At 71.0% G+C, this 20,427-nt stretch carries 18 protein-coding genes and 1 other RNA gene; 3 read left to right on the forward strand and 16 right to left on the reverse strand.

Translation table 11 applies throughout. The annotated features are described in order from the left end of the window. Positions 1-99: 99 nt before the first annotated feature. The 10 genes from VQ03_RS14940 to rpmH all read right to left on the reverse strand — a co-directional run bounded on the left by VQ03_RS14940 (position 100) and on the right by rpmH (position 12,263). Complete coding sequence (locus VQ03_RS14940; protein ID WP_048451681.1) at positions 100-1,785, reverse strand: methyl-accepting chemotaxis protein; 1,686 nt, start codon at positions 1,783-1,785, stop codon at positions 100-102. Positions 1,786-2,139: 354 nt separating this feature from the next. After that, positions 2,140-2,850, reverse strand: coding sequence for a 6-phosphogluconolactonase (gene pgl / locus VQ03_RS14945; RefSeq protein ID WP_048451682.1), 711 nt, complete (start codon positions 2,848-2,850; stop codon positions 2,140-2,142). Next, positions 2,847-4,379 carry a glucose-6-phosphate dehydrogenase gene (zwf, locus tag VQ03_RS14950; protein WP_048451683.1) on the reverse strand — a complete coding sequence of 511 codons (1,533 nt, stop codon included), beginning with the start codon at positions 4,377-4,379 and terminating at the stop codon, positions 2,847-2,849. Before zwf ends, pgl begins: the two co-directional genes overlap by 4 nt. Continuing rightward, positions 4,376-5,350 carry a phosphogluconate dehydrogenase (NAD(+)-dependent, decarboxylating) gene (gene gnd / locus VQ03_RS14955; protein WP_048451684.1) on the reverse strand — a complete coding sequence of 325 codons (975 nt, stop codon included), beginning with the start codon at positions 5,348-5,350 and terminating at the stop codon, positions 4,376-4,378. The genes zwf and gnd overlap by 4 nt, the downstream gene beginning before the upstream one ends. Positions 5,351-5,617: 267 nt before the next feature. Further along, complete coding sequence (locus VQ03_RS14960; protein ID WP_048451685.1) at positions 5,618-8,449, reverse strand: bifunctional transaldolase/phosoglucose isomerase; 2,832 nt, start codon at positions 8,447-8,449, stop codon at positions 5,618-5,620. Between the two features lie 115 nt (positions 8,450-8,564). Continuing rightward, on the reverse strand, positions 8,565-8,939 hold the full coding sequence (locus VQ03_RS14965) for a DUF423 domain-containing protein (RefSeq protein WP_048451686.1): 375 nt from the start codon (positions 8,937-8,939) through the stop codon (positions 8,565-8,567). Continuing rightward, entirely contained in the window at positions 8,936-9,616 is a 681-nt protein-coding gene (yihA, locus tag VQ03_RS14970; RefSeq protein ID WP_048451687.1) for a ribosome biogenesis GTP-binding protein YihA/YsxC, read from the reverse strand. The genes VQ03_RS14965 and yihA overlap by 4 nt, the downstream gene beginning before the upstream one ends. A gap of 1 nt (position 9,617) precedes the next feature. Continuing rightward, positions 9,618-11,465, reverse strand: coding sequence for a membrane protein insertase YidC (gene yidC / locus VQ03_RS14975; protein WP_048451688.1), 1,848 nt, complete (start codon positions 11,463-11,465; stop codon positions 9,618-9,620). Between the two features lie 113 nt (positions 11,466-11,578). Beyond that, positions 11,579-12,082 carry a ribonuclease P protein component gene (gene rnpA, locus VQ03_RS14980; RefSeq protein WP_048451689.1) on the reverse strand — a complete coding sequence of 168 codons (504 nt, stop codon included), beginning with the start codon at positions 12,080-12,082 and terminating at the stop codon, positions 11,579-11,581. Positions 12,083-12,128: 46 nt separating this feature from the next. Continuing rightward, on the reverse strand, positions 12,129-12,263 hold the full coding sequence (gene rpmH / locus VQ03_RS14985) for a 50S ribosomal protein L34 (protein ID WP_010300405.1): 135 nt from the start codon (positions 12,261-12,263) through the stop codon (positions 12,129-12,131). 222 nt (positions 12,264-12,485) lie between these two features. Here rpmH and VQ03_RS14990 point away from each other — a divergent pair, with 222 nt between their 5' ends. Continuing rightward, entirely contained in the window at positions 12,486-12,680 is a 195-nt protein-coding gene (locus VQ03_RS14990) for a DUF1192 domain-containing protein (RefSeq protein WP_048451690.1), read from the forward strand. A 667-nt stretch (positions 12,681-13,347) separates the two neighbouring features. Then, the gene (rcdA, locus tag VQ03_RS14995) at positions 13,348-13,872 is read left to right on the forward strand and encodes a protease adaptor protein RcdA (RefSeq protein ID WP_048451691.1); all 525 of its coding nucleotides are present in this window, start codon (positions 13,348-13,350) and stop codon (positions 13,870-13,872) included. Positions 13,873-13,994: 122 nt separating this feature from the next. Here the strand turns inward: rcdA and rpmE are convergent, their stop codons facing one another. Beyond that, entirely contained in the window at positions 13,995-14,231 is a 237-nt protein-coding gene (gene rpmE, locus VQ03_RS15000) for a 50S ribosomal protein L31 (RefSeq protein ID WP_048451698.1), read from the reverse strand. 217 nt (positions 14,232-14,448) lie between these two features. On the opposite strand from rpmE, the gene VQ03_RS15005 reads away from it, so the two are divergent. Then, positions 14,449-16,254, forward strand: a complete 1,806-nt coding sequence (locus VQ03_RS15005) for an ABC transporter transmembrane domain-containing protein (protein ID WP_048451692.1) — start codon at positions 14,449-14,451, stop codon at positions 16,252-16,254. Between the two features lie 245 nt (positions 16,255-16,499). On the opposite strand, the gene VQ03_RS15010 is transcribed toward VQ03_RS15005, so the two are convergent. The 5 genes from VQ03_RS15010 to ssrS all read right to left on the reverse strand — a co-directional run bounded on the left by VQ03_RS15010 (position 16,500) and on the right by ssrS (position 20,416). Continuing rightward, positions 16,500-17,513: a peptidoglycan -binding protein gene (locus tag VQ03_RS15010; protein ID WP_048451693.1), complete on the reverse strand. Its 1,014-nt coding sequence runs from the start codon at positions 17,511-17,513 to the stop codon at positions 16,500-16,502. A 19-nt stretch (positions 17,514-17,532) separates the two neighbouring features. After that, entirely contained in the window at positions 17,533-18,579 is a 1,047-nt protein-coding gene (locus VQ03_RS15015) for a MotA/TolQ/ExbB proton channel family protein (RefSeq protein ID WP_048451694.1), read from the reverse strand. 247 nt (positions 18,580-18,826) lie between these two features. Further along, positions 18,827-19,648: a TIGR00282 family metallophosphoesterase gene (locus VQ03_RS15020; protein ID WP_048451695.1), complete on the reverse strand. Its 822-nt coding sequence runs from the start codon at positions 19,646-19,648 to the stop codon at positions 18,827-18,829. A gap of 8 nt (positions 19,649-19,656) precedes the next feature. Next, positions 19,657-20,247 (reverse strand): 5-formyltetrahydrofolate cyclo-ligase, encoded by a 591-nt coding sequence (locus tag VQ03_RS15025; protein ID WP_048451696.1) that lies wholly within the window; start codon positions 20,245-20,247, stop codon positions 19,657-19,659. A 10-nt stretch (positions 20,248-20,257) separates the two neighbouring features. Then, positions 20,258-20,416: non-coding RNA, 6S RNA (gene ssrS / locus VQ03_RS31990), on the reverse strand. Between the last annotated feature and the right edge of the window lie 11 nt (positions 20,417-20,427).

Below are 20,427 nucleotides of genomic sequence, written 5' to 3' on the forward strand. Positions count from 1 at the left end.
CCCTGTCGCACCGGGCGATCATCCCGGGACCCGATGGCGCAGACAATAGGGCCCGATCGCGATGCGATTCGGGCCCTATTGTCTGAAGGTCGCCGAGATTCAGGCGGCCTTCACCCGTCCGAGGAAGCGCGTCACCTCGTGCCGCAGCATCTCCGATTGCCGCGACAGATCCTGCGCCGCCCCCAGGACCTGCGTCGCCGCATGGCTGGTCTGGCCGGCGCCGTCGCTCACGCCGGCGATGTTGCCGGTGACCTGCTCGGTGCCGCGGGCCGCCTGCTGCACGTTGCGGGTGATCTCCTGCACGGCGCTGCCCTGCTCCTCCATCGCCGCCGCAATGCTGGCGGCGTAGGTCGACATGTCCTCGATCACCTTGGCGATCTGGCGGATGTCGCCCACCGTCGCGCGGGTCGCCTCCTGGATCTCGCCGATCCGGGCGCCGATCTCGTCGGTGGCCTTGCCGGTCTGGCCGGCGAGTTCCTTCACCTCGGCGGCGACGACGGCGAAGCCCCGGCCCGCCGCACCCGCCCGCGCCGCCTCGATGGTGGCGTTGAGCGCGAGCAGGTTGGTCTGGCTCGCAATGCTCGACACGGTGGCGACGAAGTCGCTGATCCGCTCCGCCGTCCCGGCGAGGCGCTGCACCGTCGCGTTGGTGCGCGCGGCATCCTCCACCGCCCGGGCGGCGATCCGGGACGATTGGTTGACCTGCTGGACGATCTCCTGGATCGAGGCGGTCATCTCCTCGCTCGCCGCCGCGACCGTCTGGACGTTGGCGGAGGTCTGGGAGGCGGCGCTCGCCACCGTGACGCTCTGCCGGGTCGTCTCCTCGGCCACCCCCGACATGGACCGCGCCGTCGCCTCCATCTCGGTCGCGGCACCGGCGAGGCCCGCGGTGAGGCCCGACACCGTCTGCTCGAACTCCCGCGCCAGGTCGTCGACGAGGCGGGCGCGGCGCGTCCGGGCCTCGTCCTCGGCGGCCTGCGCCGCCGCCAGCCGCTCGGCCTCGACGGCGTTGCGCTTGAACACCTCGACGGCCCGCCCCATCGCCCCGATCTCGTCCCGCCGGTCGAGCCCCGCGACGACGATCGTCTTGTCGCCGTCCGCCAACCGCGCCATCAGCGCGGTGATCGCCAGGATCGGCGAGACCAGGGTGCGCGAGACCATCAGCGCCATCACCCCGGCGAGCGCCAGGCTCGCGGCGGCCCCGATCGCCGTCATCGCGAAGGCGAGGGTGAAGGTCGCCTCCTGATCCGCCACGCGACCGGCCATCAGGTCCGTCTCGGCCTTCTTGATCTCCGCCGCCGTGGCCCGCACCGCATCTATCGTCGCCTTGCCGGCGCCGCTCGCCTCGAGGGCGCGGGCCCGCTCGCGCCCGCCCACCTCGGCCATCAGGCCGATCTCCTTCTCGGCCACGTCGCGGGTCCAGGCCGCGGCGCTGCGGTCGAGCGCGTCGAGGCGCGCCTGTTGCACCGGGTTGTCCGCCGTGAGGTGCCGGGCCTCGGCGAGGGCGGCCCGGTAGGCCTTCTGGCCCTCGCGGTACGGGGCGACGAAGCTCGGATCGCCGGAGACCAGGTATCCGCGCAGGCCGGTCTCCTGATCGATCATGCCTGCGACGACGCGATCGACGCTGTGGAGCACGTCGTGCGTGTGGTCGGTCGCGCTGCTGCGGTCCCGGATCGCGTTGAGGCTGCCGTAGCTCACCGCGCTCAAGGCCAGGGTGATGGCGACGAGGGTTCCGAAGGCAAGGCCGAGCTTGGAGAGGATTCTCAGGTCGTTGAGCGCACGCATAACTGCTCGTGAGACGGGATCGCAGGGAAGGCCGGCTGCGGATCGGCTGCGTCGGGCCGACGCTGGCCGAAATTCCGGTCTCGAGGGTTAAGGACCCTCTGAGAAGACCGTGAGCTTTGGCTGCGCTGTTGCCGTTTAACGGTTAAAACAAGGTCATCGAACAATCGAGAATTGAGTTACCGCCGGATTACATATGCTCAAGAACGAAAAACATCACGCATGTTACGGTAGCGCAACTTCGACGCGATCACCCTCAACTGGTTCTAACAAGCCAGGATGCCGCTGTCGCCGGCCGGTATCCCGCGGTGCCGCTCTCGCGGCGGCGGAGGGGTCGGCTCCGCCGCCGGATGCGCGTCAGCCCGCCGCCGCCTCGTCGAGCAGCCACACCGTCTCGCCCCAGGCTTTCGCATGGCCCGACGGCAGGTCCTCGCCGGCGGCGAGGCGGGCGAGCGGCGCCCGCTTGCCGGCGCCGGTGACCAGGAACAGGATCAGCGGCGTGGCGGCGAGCGCCGGGAGGGTCAGGCTCACCCGCGGCACGAAGGGGGCGAGACCCGCTTCCGGCACCGCCACCACCCAGGCCCTGTCCTCCCGCGCCTCGGGCTTGCCCGGGAACAGCGAGGCGGTGTGGCCGTCCTCGCCGAGCCCGAGGAGCACCAGGTCGAAGAGCGGCCGGCCGGGATCGAGCCGGTCGGCGCCGTACCAGGCCTGCAACTTCGCCGCGTATGCCTCGGCGTCGGCCTGCGGCGTGCCGTCGGTCGGGATCGGGTGGAGATGGCCGGGGGGCACGAGATCCCCGAAGGCGTCCTGTGCCAGGCGCCGGTTGCTGCCGGCCTCCGGTCCGTCACCGACGCGCTCGTCGCCGAAGAACCAGTGCAGGCGCTCCCAGGGCAGGGCCTCGCGAAACTCCGGCCCGGCGAGCAGGCGGTAGAGGAGCTTGGGGGTCGAGCCGCCCGACAGGCAGATCCCGATCCGGCCCGGCTTCGCGCGTGCGACCGCGACCAGCCGCTCCGCCGCCGCCCGGGCGACCGCGTCGGGGTCGGGCAGCACCTCGTGATGCGCGATCATGACTGGTGCTCCAGCGAGCGCCAAGCCCGGCCGTCGCGGGTCAGGAGCTCCTCCGCCTGTTTCGGCCCGGCGCTGCCGGCCTCGTAGGGGAGGGGATCGAGGTCCCCTTCGGCGGCGGCGTCGAGAATCGGCTGCACGATGCGCCAGCCGGCCTCGATCATGTCGGCGCGCTGGAACAGCGTCGGGTCGCCGATCATCGCGTCGTAGATCAGGGTTTCGTAGCCGGTGCTCGGCTCGGTCTTGAAGTAGTCCTTGTAGCAGAACCGCATGTCGACGCTGCCGAGGCGCACTGCCGGGCCCGGCACCTTGGCGCCGAATTGCAGCGAGATGCCCTCGTCGGGCTGCAATTGCAGCACCAGCCAGTTCGGCACCTCCTCGCGGACATTGGTGCCCTTGAACAGCGAGAGTGGCGCCTGCTTGAAGCGGATGGCGATCTCGGTGTCGCGCCGGGTCATCGCCTTGCCGGTGCGCAGGTAGAACGGCACCCCGGCCCAGCGCCAGTTGTCGATGCCGAGCTTCAAGGCGACGAAGGTCTCGGTGCCGCTGTCACCCGCCACGTCCGGCTCGTCGCGGTAGTCCTTCACCGCCTTGCCGTCGACATGGCCGGCCGTGTAGCGGCCCCGCACCGCGTCCTCGACCCGGGCGGAGGGGGTGGCGAGCAGCACCTCCTCCTTCTTGTCGCGCACGGCCTCGGCCTCGAACGAAATCGGCGGCTCCATCGCCACCAGGGTGTAGAGCTGGAACAGGTGGTTGGGCACCATGTCGCGCAGCGCGCCGGTGGCCTCGTAGAACTTCCCCCGTCCCTCGACCCCGACGGTCTCGGCGACCGTGATCTGCACGTGGTCGATGTGGTCGCGGTTCCACAACGGCTCGAACAGGCCGTTGCCGAACCGGAACGCCATGATGTTCTGCACCGTCTCCTTGCCGAGGAAGTGGTCGATGCGGAAGATCTGCTCCTCGGACAGGACCTTCAGGATGTCGGCGTCGAGCTTCTCCGCCGAGGGCAGGTCGTGGCCGAACGGCTTCTCGATGATGACGCGGCGCCAGCGTTCCCCGCTCTCCTCGACGAGGCCGGCCTCGCCGAGCTTGGCGATGGTCGGCCCGAACAGGCTCGCGGCGACCGCGAGGTAGAACAGGACGTTGCCGCCGTCCTGCTTCCCCGAGACCTCGGCGATCGCCCCTTTCAGCGCCTCGAAGGAGGCGGAATCGGACAGGTCGCCCGAGCGGTAATGGACCCGCCCGACGAGGTCGCCCCACACGCCCTCGTCGAACGCGCCGCCGCCGGCCTCACCGCCCTTGGCGGTGATGAAGCCGCGCACGGTGTCGCTCAGCTCGGACCGAAAGTCCTCCGACGACATCTCCGAGCGGCTGACGCCGATCACGGAAAAGTCCTTCGGCAGCAGGCCCCAGCGGCCGAGATTGTAGAGGGCCGGCATCAGCAGCCGGTGGGTGAGGTCGCCGGTCGCCCCGAAGATCACCAGGGTGCAGGCGGGCGGGGGCGCGGCCCCCTCGGCCATCTTGCGGGTCATTTCGGCTCCTGGTGGCCGCCGAAGCCCTTGCGCATGGCCGAGAGCAGCTTGTCGGCGTAGGTGGCGCTCTGCCGCGAGCGGAAGCGGGCGTAGAGGGCGGCCGACAGCACGTGGGCCGGCACGGCCTCCTCGATCGCGGCGTTCAGCGTCCACCGGCCCTCGCCCGAATCGGCCACGTGACCCGAGAAGGCGTCGAGGTTCTCGTCGCCGGCCAGCGCCGTGGCGGTGAGGTCGAGGAGCCAGGACGAGACCACGCTGCCCCGGCGCCAGACCTCGGCGATGTCGCCGATGTTGAGGTCGAAGCGCTGCGCCTCCGGCAGCTCCGCCGAGTTGGCGTGCTTGAGGATGTCGAAGCCCTCGGCATAGGCCTGCATCAGGCCGTACTCGATGCCGTTATGGATCATCTTGACGAAGTGGCCGGCGCCGCTCGGGCCGGCATGGATGTAGCCCTGTTCGGCGCGCGCATCGCGGCCGTCGCGCCCCGGCGTGCGCGGCACCTCGCCGAGGCCCGGCGCCAGGGTCCTGAAGATCGGGTCGAGCCGGTCGACGGCCTCCTTGTGGCCGCCGATCATCATGCAATAGCCGCGCTCCAGCCCCCAGACGCCGCCCGAGGTGCCGACATCGACGTAGTGCAGGCCCTTCTCGTCGAGGATGGCGGCGCGGCGGATGTCGTCCTTGTAGAACGAGTTGCCGCCGTCGATGATCACGTCGTCCGGCCGCATCAGCCCGGCAATGTGCATCACCGTCACCTCGGTCGGGTCGCCGGCCGGCAGCATCACCCAGGCGGTGCGGGGTATCTCGAGCTTCGACACGAAGTCCTCGAGGCTGTCGGCGCCGACCGCGCCCTCCTGCACCAGGGCCGCCACGGCCTTGGGATCCTGATCGAACACCACGGCCGTGTGTCCGTTGCGCAGGAGCCGCCGGACGATGTTGCCGCCCATCCGACCGAGACCGACCATGCCGAGTTGCATCGTGTCACTCCTCGCCGGCGAGGCCGGGGCCGGCGGCCCGTGGGCGTGGGGCCCGTCGTAACTCGTGAGGCGCGCTCCCCCCTCTCCCGTGCGGGAGAGGGGCCAGGGGTGAGGGTGCTGCGATTCCGGATCGGGCACCGAACGTCGTGCTGGTCGCCCTGCGTTCAGCGCTTCACGCGGAGGCGTGGCACCCTCACCCCCGCCCCCTCTCCAGGCGATACCGGGCAAGCCCGGTCTCGCCCGGAGAGGGGAGACCACTCGCTAGCCCTAACTAAGCGCCGACTTCAGCCGGTCGAGCCCCTTGGCCACATCGCCCTTGATGTGGACGCGCAGGGCCCGGCGGCCGCGCTCGGAGAGCACGCCGAAATCGCCCCGCGCCTGCGCGGCGATGACGGTGGCGAAGCCGAGGCTGCGGCCCGGGATGGCGAGGTCGGGCGCCTCCGAGGTGATCTGCAGGAAGACGCCGCTGTCGGGCCCGCCCTTGTAGGCCTGGCCGGTCGAGTGCAGGAAGCGCGGCCCGAACTCGGCGCAGGTCGCGACGTGCTTGGTCTCGCGCAAGGCGACCCGGGCGGCCTGGAGCGGCGCCAGATGCCCGGGGTTGCGGGTGACGTAGGCGAGCAGCGCAACGTAGTCCCCGCCCTTCACGCGCCCGATCTGCTCCTTGATCCAGCTCACCGGATCGGAGCCGGCGCCGGCCTTGCGCAGGGCCTCGGCATTGGCCGCATCGGTGTAGAGCGCGAAACCGTCATCCTCCGCCACCGGCGTCTCGGCCGGCAGGGAGCCGTTCGTCTCGGCGGCCGAGAACAGCTCGCGGGTCTTGATCTTGCTCGCCTCGACGTCGGGCTGGTCGAACGGGTTGATGCCGAGCACCGCGCCCGCCACCGCGGTGGCGATCTCGAAGCGGAAGAATTCCTGCGGCAGGCTCGCCTTGGAGGCGAGGGCGATCCGCACCACCGGGTGGCCGGCCCCCTCCAAGGCCGTGACGGCGGCGTCCTGGCCGGCATCGGCGCCGTCCTCGAGGCGCAGATAGACGAAGAACCGGTCGGTCCCGTAGGCGGCGGGGGCGGCGAGCGGCTCGTTGTCGATCGGGATCAGGCCCTTGCCTTCCTTGCCGGTCGATTCGGCGATCAGCTGCTCGACCCAGGCGCCGAAGGTGTCGATGCCGGGCGAGGCGACGAGCGTGACCTTGTCACGGCCTTCGACGGTCGCGGCGGTCCCCATGGCGAGGCCGAGCTGCACGCCCGGGTTCAGGTCCGGCGGCACGTCGGAGCCGCAGGAGCGCACCATGGTGCAGGCGCTCTCCAGGAACGCCGCGACGTCGAGCCCCATGGCGGCGGCCGGGACGAGCCCGAAGGCCGAGAGCACGGAATAGCGCCCGCCGATCTGCTTCACGCCGTGGAAGATGCGCCGGAAGCCGTCCTCCTTGGCGGCCTTCTCCATCGCCGAGCCCGGGTCGGTCACGGCGACGAAGTGGCGGCCGGCCTTGTCGCGCCCGACCACGTCGCGCATCCGGCCGAGGAAGTAATCGCGGAAGACGTTGGGCTCGAGGGTGGAGCCCGACTTCGAGGCGACGATGAACAGGGTGCGCTCCAGGTTCACCGCGGCCTCGACCGCCCGCACCTCGTCCGGATCGGTCGAATCGAGGATGCGCAGGCGCGGGAAGCCGGGCTGCGGCCCATAAGTCTCGGCCAGGACCTCCGGCCCGAGGCTGGATCCGCCCATGCCGAGCACCACCGCGTCGGTGAAGCCCTCCTGCTTCACCTCCGCCGCGAAGGCGGCGTAGTCGGCCGCCTTCTTCGCCTCATCCTCCACGATGGTGAGCCAGCCGAGCCATTGCGCCTCGTCGGCGCCGCTCCACACGCCCGCATCGCGCTGCCACAGGCGGCGCACCAGCCCGTCCTTGCGCCAGGTCTCGATCGCCTTCTTCACCGGCTCGTCGAGGCTGCCGAGCGAGAGCGCCTGCCGGTCGAGACCGTCGCCTAAGAACTTCTGGCGCTTGCCGGCGACCGCACCCAGCACCTTGTCGGCGGCGTCGACGAAGAGCTGCACGCCCTCCTCGACGAGCTGGCGCGCCACCGCGTCGAGGTCGATCCCGGCCTTGGCGAGGTGCGCGAGCACCCGCTCGGCCTCGTCGACGCCCTCTTCCAGGCTCGCCCGCACCGTGCCGTGGTCGCGGAACGCATCCATCGTCGCCGGCGGGATGGTGTTGACGGTGTTGGGGCCGATCAGTTCCTCGACGTAGAGCACGTCGGAATAGGCCTTGTTCTTGGTGCCGGTCGAGGCCCAGAGCAGGCGCTGCGGATGCGCGCCCTTGGCCGAAAGCGTCTGCCAGCGATCGCCGGCGAACAGGCGCTTGTAGCGCTGATAGGCGAGCTTGGCGTTGGCGATCGCCACCTTGCCCTTCAGGCCTTCCAGCGCCGCCTTCTCGTCCGGGTCGTTGGCCGCCGCAATCTTTTCGTCGAGGAGCTTGTCCACCGCCGCGTCGATGCGGCTGACGAAGAAGCTCGCCACGCTGGCGACCCGGCCGATATCGCCGCCGCTCGCGGCGAAGCGCTCCAGGCCCTCGATATAGGCGTTCGCCACTTGCTCGTAGGCATCCTGCGCGAAGAGCAGCGTGACGTTGATGTTGATGCCGTCCGCCGTGAGGTCGCGGATCGCCGGGATGCCCTCCGGGGTGGCCGGCACCTTCACCATCAGGTTGTCGCGGGCCACCGCCTTGTGGAGGCGACGCGCCTCGTCCAGCGTCTCGGCGGTGTTCAGCGCCAGGTAGGGCGACACTTCCAGGCTGACGAAGCCGTCCTGGCCGCCGCTCGCCTCGAAGACCGGGCGCAGCACGTCCGCTGCCGCCTGGATGTCGGCGATGGCCAGCCCCTCGTAGAGGTCGATCACCCGCCGGTCGCCGGCCGTTCTGAGCGCGTCGTCGTACTCGTCCGAGTGGCCGATCGCCTTCTCGAAGATCGCCGGGTTCGAGGTCACCCCGCGCAGGCCGTCCTCGTCGACCAGGCGCTTGAGCCCACCGTCCTGGACGAAACCCCGGGCGACGAAATCGAGCCAGACGGCCTGGTCCTGTTCGGCGTGCAGCTTCTTGAGCGGGTTCATGCCTCTGGTCTCCGCGTGCTTGTCGCAGATGTGGACCGGAAGGGGCCGCTGTCCAGGGGGGAGGGCGGCGAGAAGCTTGGCCGTTCGCTGGGAAATCGAGGCTTGGGCGCGCGTCTCAGCTTTTCGCCGGCCAAGCCGCCGCCACGATGACCAGCACCCAGCCGAGGATCAGGACCATTCCGCCGCCCGGCGCCGCCATCGGGAAGAGCGGCTGCTGGGCGAGGGCCCGCACCGAGAGGTCGCCGGAGAAGAGCGCGAGGCCGAGCGCCAGGGCGAAGCCCGCCGCCCGCGCCGGGAGCGGATGGGCGCGGCCGCTGCCGGCGAGCAGCGCGAGGGCGAGAAGGGCAGGGGCGTGGAAGAGGAGGAATTGCGCGGCGGTGGCGAGGCTCGTCGCGCCGGCGATGTGGGCCGCCGCCGCCGAGAGCGCCACGCCGAGCGCGCCGGCCAGACCCGACAGCGCGATCAGGGCCCGGTCGGCGGGATGGGTCATTCGCCGCGCTCGGCGAGCAGCCGGGCGATGCTGGCGCGCAGATCCGTGACGCCGTCGTCGGTGCGGCTCGAGGTCAGGATGATCTCCGGATAGGCCGCCGGCCGCCGGGCGATCGCCGCCGCGGTGGCATCGAGCCGGGCCTGGATCTCATGCTTCTTGAGCGCGTCCGACTTGGTGAGCACGATCTGGTAGGAGACGGCGGCCTTGTCGAGCCCGTCCAGCACCTCGGCGTCGTTCGGCTTGATGCCGTGGCGCGAGTCGATCAGCACGTAGACCCGGGCGAGGTTGGCCCGCCCGCGCAGGTAGGAGTGGATCAGCTCGGTCCAGGCCGCGACCTTCGCCTTCTCGACCGCGGCGTAGCCGTAGCCCGGCATGTCGACGAGGACGAGCTTGCCGCCACCAATGTCGAAGAAGTTGAGCTGCTGGGTGCGTCCCGGCGTGTGCGAGGTGCGCGCGAGCGCGTTGCGGCCGGTGAGCGCGTTGATCAGGCTCGACTTGCCGACATTGGAGCGGCCCGCGAAGGCGATCTCGTGCCCCCGCATCGGCGGCAGGATCTCGAGCTTGTCGGCGGCATAGAAGAAGTCGGCGGAGCCGGCGAAGAGCAGCCGCCCCGCTTCGCGCAGGGCGGCTTCCTTCTCGGCCTCGGCAAGAGTCTCTTTCTGAGGCTGGTCCTGCATATCAGCTCTTGGCCTTCGCGGCCTTCGGGCGTGAGAATGTCGAGCGCAGGTTGTCCCACAGCTCCACCTTCACCCCGTTGCGCCGCATGATCACGTATTGCTGGATCACCGACAGGGTGTTGTTCCACGCCCAGTAGATCACCAGGCCGGCCGGGAACGAGCCGAGCATGAAGGTGAAGATGATCGGCATGAAGGTGAAGACCTGGGCCTGGACCGGGTCCGGCGGCGCGGGGTTCATCTTCATCTGCACGAACATCGTCACGCCCATGATGAGCGGCCAGATGCCGAGGTGGAGGAGATCGGGCGGCGTGAACGGCAGCAGGCCGAACAGGTTGAACAGCGAGGTCGGGTCCGGCGCCGCCAGGTCGCGGATCCAGCCGAAGAACGGCGCGTGCCGCATCTCGATGGTGACGAACAGCACCTTGTAGAGCGCGAAGAAGACCGGGATCTGCACCAGCACCGGCCAGCAGCCGGCGACCGGGTTGATCTTCTCCTTCTTGTACAGCTCCATCATCGCCTGCTGCTGCTTCACCTTGTCGTCGGCGTAGCGCTCGCGGATGGCAGTCATCTCCGGCTGGACGGCCTTCATCTTGGCCATCGAGACGTAGGAGCGGTTGGCGATCGGCAGGAAGAGCAGCTTCAGCAGGAAGGTGACGACCAGGATCGAGACACCGAAATTGCCGAACAGCCGGTAGAAGAAGTCCAGCGCTTTGAACATCGGCTTGGTGATGAAGTAGAACCAGCCCCAGTCGATCAGCAGGTCGAAGCGCTTGATGCCGAGCGACTTCTCGTAGCCGTCGATGGCGCCGACCTCCTTGGCGCCGGCGAAGAGGTGCTGCTCCGACGAGATGCTGGCGCCGGGGGCGAGCTGCTTGGCCTCGCCGAGGCTGCTCGCCTGGTAGACCTTGGTCGCGCCCTCGTCGCGCTCGGTGAACGAGCCGGTATAGGGGGTCTTCTGGTCCGGGATGGTGGTGGCGGCCCAGTACTTGTCGGTGATGCCGAGGAAGCCGCCGCTCACGCCGGCCCAGGAATGGCCGCGGGTGCCGGGAGCCCCCAGCGGGTTCTCCTTGGCCATCTTGTCGTAGGTGAATTCCTGCAGGCCCTGGTCGCCGAGCACGCCGATCATGCCCTCGTGCAGGACGTAGTAGCCCTGCGTGTGCGGCTTGCCCCAGCGCGAGACGAGGCCGTACGAATAGAGGGTGACGGGGGCGCCGCCCTTGTTCTCGACCGCGTCGGCGACCGTGAACATGAACTTGTCGTCGACCGAGATGGTGCGGCGGAAGGTGAGGCCGGCGCCGTTGTCCCAGGTCAGCACCAGCGGCTTCTGCGGCGTGAGCGCGTCGCTCTCGGCGGTCCACAGCGTGTCGCCGTTCGGCAGCGGGCCGGCGCCCTGACCCACCCAGCCGAACTCGGCGTAGTACGGGTTGGCCGAGCCGATCGGCGAGAGCAGCTCGATGCGCGGCGAGCTGTTGTCGACGGTCTCGTGGTAGTTCTTCAGGAGCACGTCGTCGATGCGGCCGCCCTTGAGCGCCACCGAGCCGGCGAGCGCCGGGGTGTCGATGCGCACCCGCGGCGAGCGGGCCAGCGCGTCGGCGCGGCTCGCCGCGAGCGCCGGGCTGCCGGCCGGCGCGCCCGGCAGGGTGCCGGGCAGCGGCGCGGCGGGACCGCCCTCGCGGGGGCTCGCCGCCGGGCCGTCCTTCGCGGCCTGCGCCCGGGCTGCCTGCTCCTTGGCCGCCTGCTCCTGGCGCTGACGCTCGACCTGCGGCGCGCTGACGAAGTAGTTCCAGCCGAGCAGCACCGCCAGCGACAGCGCGACGGCGATGATCATGTTCGTCTTGTCGTTACCCATGGACCCGCGACGCCTGCCGCCAAAAGAGGGGGGCCGGGGGCGGACCTGGCGGCCCGCTCGATCCGGCCCTCACGACCAACACGACGAGGCGATTCCGGCTTCCCGGGATCGCCTCACGAACTCCGTTCCGGGGAACGCCGATCCGGGGCACCTGGCCCCGTTCCCGAGGCTTTGCCCGGCTTGCCGGGATCTCCCTTGCCCAAATCCCGCCTGCCCTTGCCGCGCCCCGGATGCCCGCCCTCCGCGGAGGGCGGCTTCGGCCCGCGCGGCTTCGTCACCGCGCCGAGAGCCTGCCGGACATCCTCGACCAGTTGCGCGAAAGGCGCCCCCAGGGCGTCGCGCCGCCCGATGAGGACCACGTCGACCGCCTTGTCCCGATGCGCCTGGCCGGCCTGGGCCGCCGCGACCTTGAGGCGACGGCGGATGCGATTGCGCTCGGTGGCGTGGCCTTCGCGCTTCGTCACGGTGAAGCCCACGCGCAGGCCGCCCGGCGGTCCATCGTCCCGCAGGCGGCCCTGTGCCGTCAGGCGCTCGGTATGGAAACGGCGGCCCTTGGCCGCCGCCAGATAGTCCGGGCGCCGGGTGATCCGGCCGATCGGCGGCGAAGCACCGGTCATCGCGGCACTCCGGTCAACGCGGCGCTTGCGGGCACCGCGAGGGGCCTTAGGCCGACAGGCGCTTGCGGCCGCGGGCGCGGCGGGCAGCGATCACCTTGCGGCCGCCGACGGTGGCCATGCGGGCACGGAAGCCGTGGCGGCGCTTGCGCACGAGCTTCGACGGTTGATAGGTTCTCTTCACGGCTCGTTCTCCGAAGGCCGGGGCCGGCCGCACGCGTCGCGCTGCCGAGGCCCTCGTGGTCCAGAATGTCTTGGCGAAAGCGAACCGCGCCCGAATGGGGCGCGGTCACGTCGCGCCGGTGTATGGCGGAATGGTCCCCGCGAGTCAATCGCGTTAAGGATCGCGCCCGGGAGCCTGCAGGGCCCCTTGCAGGGGACCTGCCCCAGCACGAGGGAGACGCCGATGTTCGACGACGCCGAGAGCCTGCGGCGACCGCAGACGAGTGTCCATCAGGTCGGCCAGGACCTGTCGACCCTGTCGGTCTCCGATCTCGACGAGCGAATCGAGGCCCTGCGCCGCGAGATCGCCCGGCTCGAGGGGGAGCGGCAGCGCAAGCAGGCCTCACAGGAGGCGGCTCGGGCGGCGTTCAAGTTCTGAGACGGGCAAGTTCTGAGACGGGCAAGTTCTGAGACAGGACGGATCGCGGAGGCGCGTGCCGTTTCGGGACAGCCCGCGGGACAGTCGGCAGCCCGACCGTTCGCCGCCCGACGCGCGGCACGCTCGCGTCGCCCCCGCCTCCGCGACGGCTCCTCGGGACGGCAGGGGGCACCCGGGGGAGGCCTGCCGGGCGGCGGCGCTCGCTCCTGCCTCCCGGGCAGCCCTGCCTCCGGCAGCGCGCAAGGAGCCCCATCGCCCCCGTCGCCGCGAGACCCGCCCAGGGCGGCAGGCCGTGATGGGCTACCCGCCTGGGCCATCGGCACTTTCCGCGCCGCGCCGCCGGGGAGTTAACCACTCTTTAAGCTTTCCAGGCGATAAGGATGCCAGTCCAGCTTTCTGGATGTCGAGTGGTCTCTGTCCACTCTGTTTGATGCCTCCCTGTACGACTCTTTCGCCGCCCCACCGGGGCGGCTTTCTTTTTTCCGCCCCTCATTTTCCGCTTCCCCTCGGGATCGCCACCGTCTCGCCCGCGTTCCCATTAAGGTTAACCCTTCGTTGACGGCGCGCGGCCCGCGCTCTGGCGCTATCGTTGCGCCAGCTAGCCCGAGCGCACCGTGAATGTCCCGTATCGAGGCGGGACCGGCGTCGCGGTGGCACAGGAGGGATCATGGGCGGGATGGACGTGATGTTTCGGGTCGAGCAGCCCACGGTGCGGTTCGGTGAGACCTTCGTGGCTTCCGAGAGCTTCAAGATGCTGTTTCGCGAGGGCATGACCCTCGTGGAGGAGACCGCGGCCTATCTCGACGGGCCTGGCCGCGACGAATCGCGCCTGCTCGCCCGCCACGCCGCCCTGACCTATGCCAGCGAGAGCATGCGGCTCACCACCCGGCTGATGCAGATCGCCTCCTGGCTCCTCGTGCAGCGCGCGGTGTCCGAGGGCGAGCTGAGCCTGAGCGAAGCCGCCGAGGAGAAGACCCGGGTGCGCCTCTCGGCCACCGAGCCGAACGAGACCGCCCCGGTGCTGGTCGCCGAGCTGCCGCTGTCGCTCCAGGCCCTGATCGCCCAGTCGAAGCGGCTGCACGCCCGCATCCTCCACCTCGACAAGCTGATCTCCGACGACCGCCCGACGCCCGAGCCGCGGGTCAGCCCGGTCTTCGCCCAGCACGACATGCTGCGGGTGGCCTTCGGCTGAAGGCCGCGGCCGGGGAGGGCGCGGCCCTCCCCGGCGCCCGGAGGCGGGGCTGATTCGGGCACGAAAAAAGCCCCGGCCGGGCGGCCGGGGCTTTTTTCGCGCGAGGCGGAAGGCCGTGAGGCTTACTTCTTGCCGAACGAGATGCCCGCGAAGCGCGAGTTGAAGCGGGACAGGCGACCGCCGCGGTCCATCAGCTTCTGCTCGCCGCCGGTCCAGGCCGGGTGCGTGCTCGGGTCGATGTCGAGGTTGAGGGTGTCACCCTCCTTGCCGTAGGTGGAGCGGGTCGTGAACGAGCTGCCGTCGGTCAGCACCACCTTGATGTAGTGGTAATCCGGGTGCTCGGTCGGGGTGCGCGCCACCTTGGGGGTCGCGACCGACTTGCCGGCGACGGGGGCCGCCTGCTTGGCGGCGGGAGCTGCTTGCTTTGCCATGACGAAATCCTAAGAGTGCGACCCGCGCCGAACGCTCCGCCCTGGGCCGCGGCCATTGATCGCGCGTTATCGGATGAGCGGCGGCCTATACCTCACCTCCGTGCGCCAAACAAGCGCCGGCACCCGGACAGTACGACCCCCTGATATGGCACGTTCCGACACCGCCCGCCCTCGCGCCTCCCTGGGGGCCCTGAAGCCCCTCGTCCCCTTCGCGGCGCGCTACAAGGGCCGGATCGCCGCCGCGATCGTGGCGCTCATCGCCGCATCGGGCGCAACCCTGACGGTGCCGGTGGCGGTGCGGCGGGTGGTCGATCTCGGCTTCGCGCATGGCGAGGTCGGGATGATCGACGCGTATTTCGGCGGGCTGATCGGCGTCGTCGCAGTGCTCGCGGCCGCCAGCGCCGCCCGCTACTACTGCGTCGTGACGCTGGGCGAGCGGGTGGTGGCGGATCTGCGCGCCGCGGTCTTCTCGAGGCTCACGACCCTCGATCCCGCCTTCTTCGACCGGTCGCGCAGCGGCGAGCTGGTCTCGCGCCTGACGGCGGATGCCGCGCAGGTGAAGTCGGTCTTCGGGGTGTCGCTCTCGATCCTGCTGCGCAACGTCTTCCTGTTCGCCGGCGCGGTGGGCATGATGGTCTGGACCAGCCCCCGGCTCTCGGTGCTGGTGCTCGCCGCGATCCCGCTCATCGTCTTTCCGCTGATTCTCTCCGGCCGCGGGGTGCGCCGCCGCTCGCGGGCGGCGCAGGATCGCCTCGCCGACGCCTCGGCCTTCGCCACGGAGGCGGTGGGCGCGGTGCGCACCATGCAGGCCTTCGGCATGGCCTCGGCCACCGCGGCCCGCTTCGCCGCCGCCTCCGAGGAGGCGTTCCTGGCCTCCCGCGCCTCGGCCCGGGCGCGGGCGCTCCTCACCGGCGTCGCGATCTTCCTGATCTCGGCGAGCGTCGTCGGCGTGCTGTGGTACGGCGCGCAAGGGGTGGCGGCCGGCACGATCTCGGCCGGGCAATTGTCGCAATTCGTGCTCTACGCGGTGTTCGGCGCCAGCGCGCTGGGCCAGCTCTCGGAGGTCTACGGCGAGCTGACCCTGGCCGCCGGCGCCGCGGAGCGCTTAGGGGAAATCCTCGACACCGTGCCGGCGATCGGCGCGCCGGACCGGCCCCGCGCCCTGCCGGTGCCGCCCCGCGGCGAGATCGCCTTCGAGCGGGTGCGCTTCCACTACCCGACCCGGCCCGAGCACGCCGCCCTGCACGATCTCAGCTTCACGGTGGCGCCGGGCGAGCGCGTGGCGCTCGTCGGGCCGTCGGGAGCCGGCAAGAGCACGGTGCTGCAATTGCTGCTGCGCTTCTACGATCCGGAATCCGGCGAGGTTCGCCTCGACGGAGTGCCGCTCGACGCGGTCGAGCCCGAGTCCTTGCGCGCCCGCATGGCGCTGGTGCCGCAGGACCCCACCGTGTTCAGCGGCAGCATCCTCGACAACATCCGCTACGGCCGGCCCGGGGCGAGCGAGGCCGAGGTGGAGCGCGCCGCGGCCCAGGCCCATGCCGACGGCTTCATCCGCGCCCTGCCGCAGGGCTACGCGACGCTCGTCGGCGAGCGCGGCGTCACCCTGTCGGGCGGCCAGCGCCAGCGCATCGCCATCGCGCGGGCGATCCTCAAGGACGCCCCCGTGCTGCTTCTCGATGAGGCGACCTCCGCCCTCGACGCCGAGAGCGAGCGGGCGGTGCAGGCCGCCCTCGACGTGCTGATGAAGGGCCGCACGACGCTCGTCATCGCCCACCGCCTCGCCACCATCCGGGCCGCCGACCGCATCCTGGTGCTGGAGGACGGCCGGATCGCCGAGCAGGGCACGCACGAGACGCTGCTCGCCCGCGGCGGGCTCTACGCGCAGCTGGCGGCGCTGCAGTTCGGCGCTGGGGTGGACCTGACCGGGGAGCGGCAGGTGGCGGAGGTGTAGCCCCACGAACCGGAGACGCACCCGACCCGCCACGAGAACCACGCTCTCCGGTTCGGTCGGGGGACGCGAAGCGGAGCCCGGATTCCAGAAGCCGCGGAGGGTGGCGAACAAGGCGGATCGGCCTCCGCTTGATCCTGAACGTCCTGCATTTCTGGATCCCGGGCTCCGCGTTCGCGGCCCCGGGATGACCCGGAGGGTGTCAGGATAGTTGGGCGTAAGACCGGAACCGTGCGGTCAGGTGTTTCTCACCGCTCCGTCAGCTTCATCTCGATCCGCCGGTTGCGCGCATAGGCCTCCTCGCCCGTCCCGGCATCGAGGGGCTGGAACTCGCCGAACGCCCCGGCGAGGAGGCGCTGAGGCGGGATGCCCTTGCCCACGAGGTACTGCACCACCGCGATGGCGCGCGCCGCCGAGAGGGCCCAGTTCGACGGGAACTGCGAGGACGCGATCGGCCGTGCGTCGGTGTGTCCGTCGACCCGCAGCACCCACGGGATGTCGGCCGGGATCTGCCGGTTGAGCTCCAGGATCGCGCTGGCGATCCGGTCGATCTCCGGGCCGGCCTCGGGCTTCAGCACCGCCTGGCCGGCCGAGAACAGCACCTCGGATTGGAGCACGAAGCGGTCGCCGACGATGCGGATGTCGGGGCGGTTGCCGAGGATCTGGCGCAGGCGGCCGAAGAAGTCCGATCGGTAGCGCGCCAGCTCCTGCACCCGCTGCGCCAGCGCGACGTTGAGGCGGCTGCCGAGATCGGCGATGCGGGCCTGGCTCTCGCGGTCGCGGGTCTCGGAGGCGGCGAGCGCGTCCTCCAGCGCCGCGAGTTGCTGGCGCATCGCCGAGATCTGCTGGTTCAGGAGGTCGACCTGGCTCAGGGCGCGGGCGGTCGCGCCCTTCTCGGCGTCGAGCTGGCGGCCGAGCTCGGCGGCCTTGCCTTCCGCGCCCTGGCCGGTGGCGAGCAGGTCCTGGAGCCGCTTGCGCTCGGCCTCGGAGCCCGAGAGGTTCGCCCGCAGGCCCGCGGCCCCCTCCTCCAGCGCCCGCCGGCCGGATCGTTCCAGCGCCAGGAGGTCGGTCAGCTCGGAGATCTGGCGGTTGAGCCGCTCCAGCACCGTGTCGCGGCCCGACAATTCCTGCGACAGGAAGAACTGGCCGGTGACGAAGATGGTGAGCAGGAAGACGACCGAGAGCAGCAGCGTCGTCAGCGCGTCGACGTAGCCGGGCCAGACGTTGAGGGCGCGGTCGCGCCGGACGAGGCGGCCGGCCATCAGGCGTGTCTCTCCGGGATCACTCCACCTTCTCCCGGGCGAGGCGGTCGAGCACCTGCTTCAGCTCGCGCTCGCGGCTCGCCTGCGCCTCGACCCAGTCGCGGATCATCTGCTGCTCGGCGCGCATGTGCTGGACGAGGCCCTGGATGCCCTCGGCGAGGTTCGCCATCGCCTGGGTGCTGGCGCGGCCATGGGCGGTGCTGTCGCCGACGAGCGTGCCGAGCCGCGTCATCGCGTCGGCGATGTCCTTCAGGACGGCGTCGCCCTTCGGGGCGGACTCGGGCGGGCGCGGCGCGGGGGCGGCCGTGGCGAGGGCGGCGGCGGCCGGCACCGTGACGGGGACCGGCACCGGGGCGGGCGAGGGCCCGGCGGCGGTGACGAGCCAGTCCTCCAGCTCGTTGTAGAACCGGGTATGGGCCTGGCCCGCCTGGAGGTCGAGGAAGCCGATCACCAGGGAGCCGGCGAGGCCGAACAGCGAGGCGGAGAAGGCGAGGCCGATCCCCGAGAGCGGCACGGCGAGCCCGCTCTTCAATTCGTCGAACATCACCGCCGCGTCACCGCCGCCGGCCCGCATCGAGCGGATCACGCCGCCCACCGCCGACAGGGTGTCGATCAGGCCCCAGAAGGTGCCGAGCAGGCCGAGCAGGATGAGCAGGCCGCCGATATAGCGCAGGATCTCGCGCCCCTCGTCGAGCCGCGAGGCCACGCTGTCCAGGAGCGGCTGGAACTGCGCTTGCGGATGCGGCCGTCCGGCCCGCGCCTCCCGGAGCGCCGGCACCAGGGCGGCGAGCACCCGCGGGGTGCCCGGATCGGCGGCGCCGGTGGCGGTGCGGTTGGCGAAGCGCACCTCGCGGAAGAGGCGTTGCACCTGCCCGAACGCCATGATGATGGCGATCAGCGTCGCGCCGAGGATCAGGCCGTTGAGGCCCGGATTGGCCATGAAGGCCGGCACGATCTGGCGATAGAGCACGAAGGCCAGGAAGCCGGCCAGCGTCAGGAACACCACCATGCGGATGAGGTAGATCCGCGGCGATGTCAGGGGAGGGGACGCTGCGCTCGCCGCCATCGCGGGCCGTACTCACTCACTGTCGCGGGGTCATCCGCGGGGGCCGTGTCGCCCCGCCGCGCGGGAGGGGATCCAGGGGCACTGTGCCGGGCGCGGCTTGGCTGATCAAGCCGGCGCCCGCGAGGTATCCTGGGGTTTCAGGATATCTCCGGCGGTTGCAACGGATTCAACCCGGCTCGCGACCTCATTCTGAGATCGTGAGGACGAGAGAGTCTCGCGGTCCTGCTCCTGGCCGCCGAACCTGCCCTCAATCCCAGTGCCGCGGCCAGGTTTCCTCGAGATGCGGCCCGAGCCGCACCGGGCTCACCCGCCGGGCGAGGCCCGTGGAGTCGTCGGTCTCGACCGCGAGGCCGCACAGGGTGCCCTCGCCGGTCGCGGCTTCGAGCCGGCTGCCCGGGGTCTTCTGCAGGAAGCGGCGCACCGGCTCGTCCTTCTGCATGCCGAGGACCGAATCGTAGTCGCCGCACATGCCGACATCGGACATGTAGGCGGTGCCGCCCGGCAGGATGCGGTGATCGGCGGTCGGCACGTGGGTGTGGGTGCCGACGACGAGGCTCGCCCGCCCGTCGAGGAACCAGCCGAAGGCCTCCTTCTCGCTCGTCGCCTCGGCATGCACGTCGACGATCACCGCGTCGGCGGCGTCGCGCAACGGGCAGGCCGACAACTCGCGCTCGGCCGCCGCGAAGGGATCGTCGAGGGGATCGAGGAAGATCCGCCCCATCACGTTGACGACCAGCACCCGGGCGCCCGTCGGCGTCTCGACCACCGTGGCGCCGCGCCCCGGCGTGCCGGGCGGGTAGTTCGCCGGGCGCACCAGCCGGGGCTGGCGGGCGATGAAGACGAGGGCCTCGCGCTGGTCGAAGGAGTGGTTGCCGAGCGTCACCGCGTCGGCGCCGGCATTGATCAACTCCTCGCAGATGCTCTCGGTGATCCCGAATCCGCCGGCGGCGTTCTCGCCGTTGATCACCACGCAGTCGAGGCGCCAGCGCTCGCGCAAGGACGGCAGGCGCTCGCTCACCGCCAGTCGGCCAGGCCGGCCGACGACGTCGCCGAGGAAGAGGAGGCGCATGGCGGGATTCAGTCTCCGGTGGGATGGATGAGGCCCGCCTCGGTCACGATGCCGTCGAGGGGCCGGTCGTGCGGGCCGTCCGGCACGAAGGGCGTCTCCTGGGCCGCGAAGGCGATGCCGAAGGCGAGGGCGCCCCCCCGCGCATCCAGGCGGGCGAGCGCCCGGTCGTAATAGCCCTTGCCGTAGCCGATGCGGTGGCCGCGCCGATCGAAGGCCGCGAGGGGCACGAGGAGGACCCGCGGCTCGACCGCCGGCGCGTCGGGGCCGGGCTCGCTGAGGCCGAAGCCACCGCTCGCGAGCGCGTCGCCCTCGCCGACGAGGCGGAACACCAGCCCCTCGGGCGTGACCTGCGGCAGGGCCACCGCCTGCCCGCGGGCCCGCAAGGCGGCGATCAGCGGGCGCAGGTCGACCTCGCTGCGGATCGGCCAGTAGGCCGAGACCAGCTCGGCTGTCGCGATCTCCGGGAGGGAGAGGACGATCTCGGCGATGCGGCGGGAGGCGTGTTCGCGCACCTCGACCGCCAGGCCGTCCCGCCGCGCCAGCGCCGCCTTGCGCAGGGCGGCCTTGTCCGGGGAGGCGGGAGAAACGTCCGTCGTCATGTCAGTCCAGCGCGGAGCCACGAGAGCCGTTGGAGAATCGATCCCGGGAAACCTACGAAGTAGGTGGGCGCCGTAATGCCCCGGTCCACGGACCAGGGCAGTGACAGCTCCCGAGGGAGTCGATAAGGCCCCGGGGATATGTGTCTCCTGACGAGAACCGCAGCCCCGCCGACCTCATGT

This window comes from Methylobacterium tarhaniae (assembly GCF_001043955.1).
GTDB classification, from domain to species: domain Bacteria; phylum Pseudomonadota; class Alphaproteobacteria; order Rhizobiales; family Beijerinckiaceae; genus Methylobacterium; species Methylobacterium tarhaniae.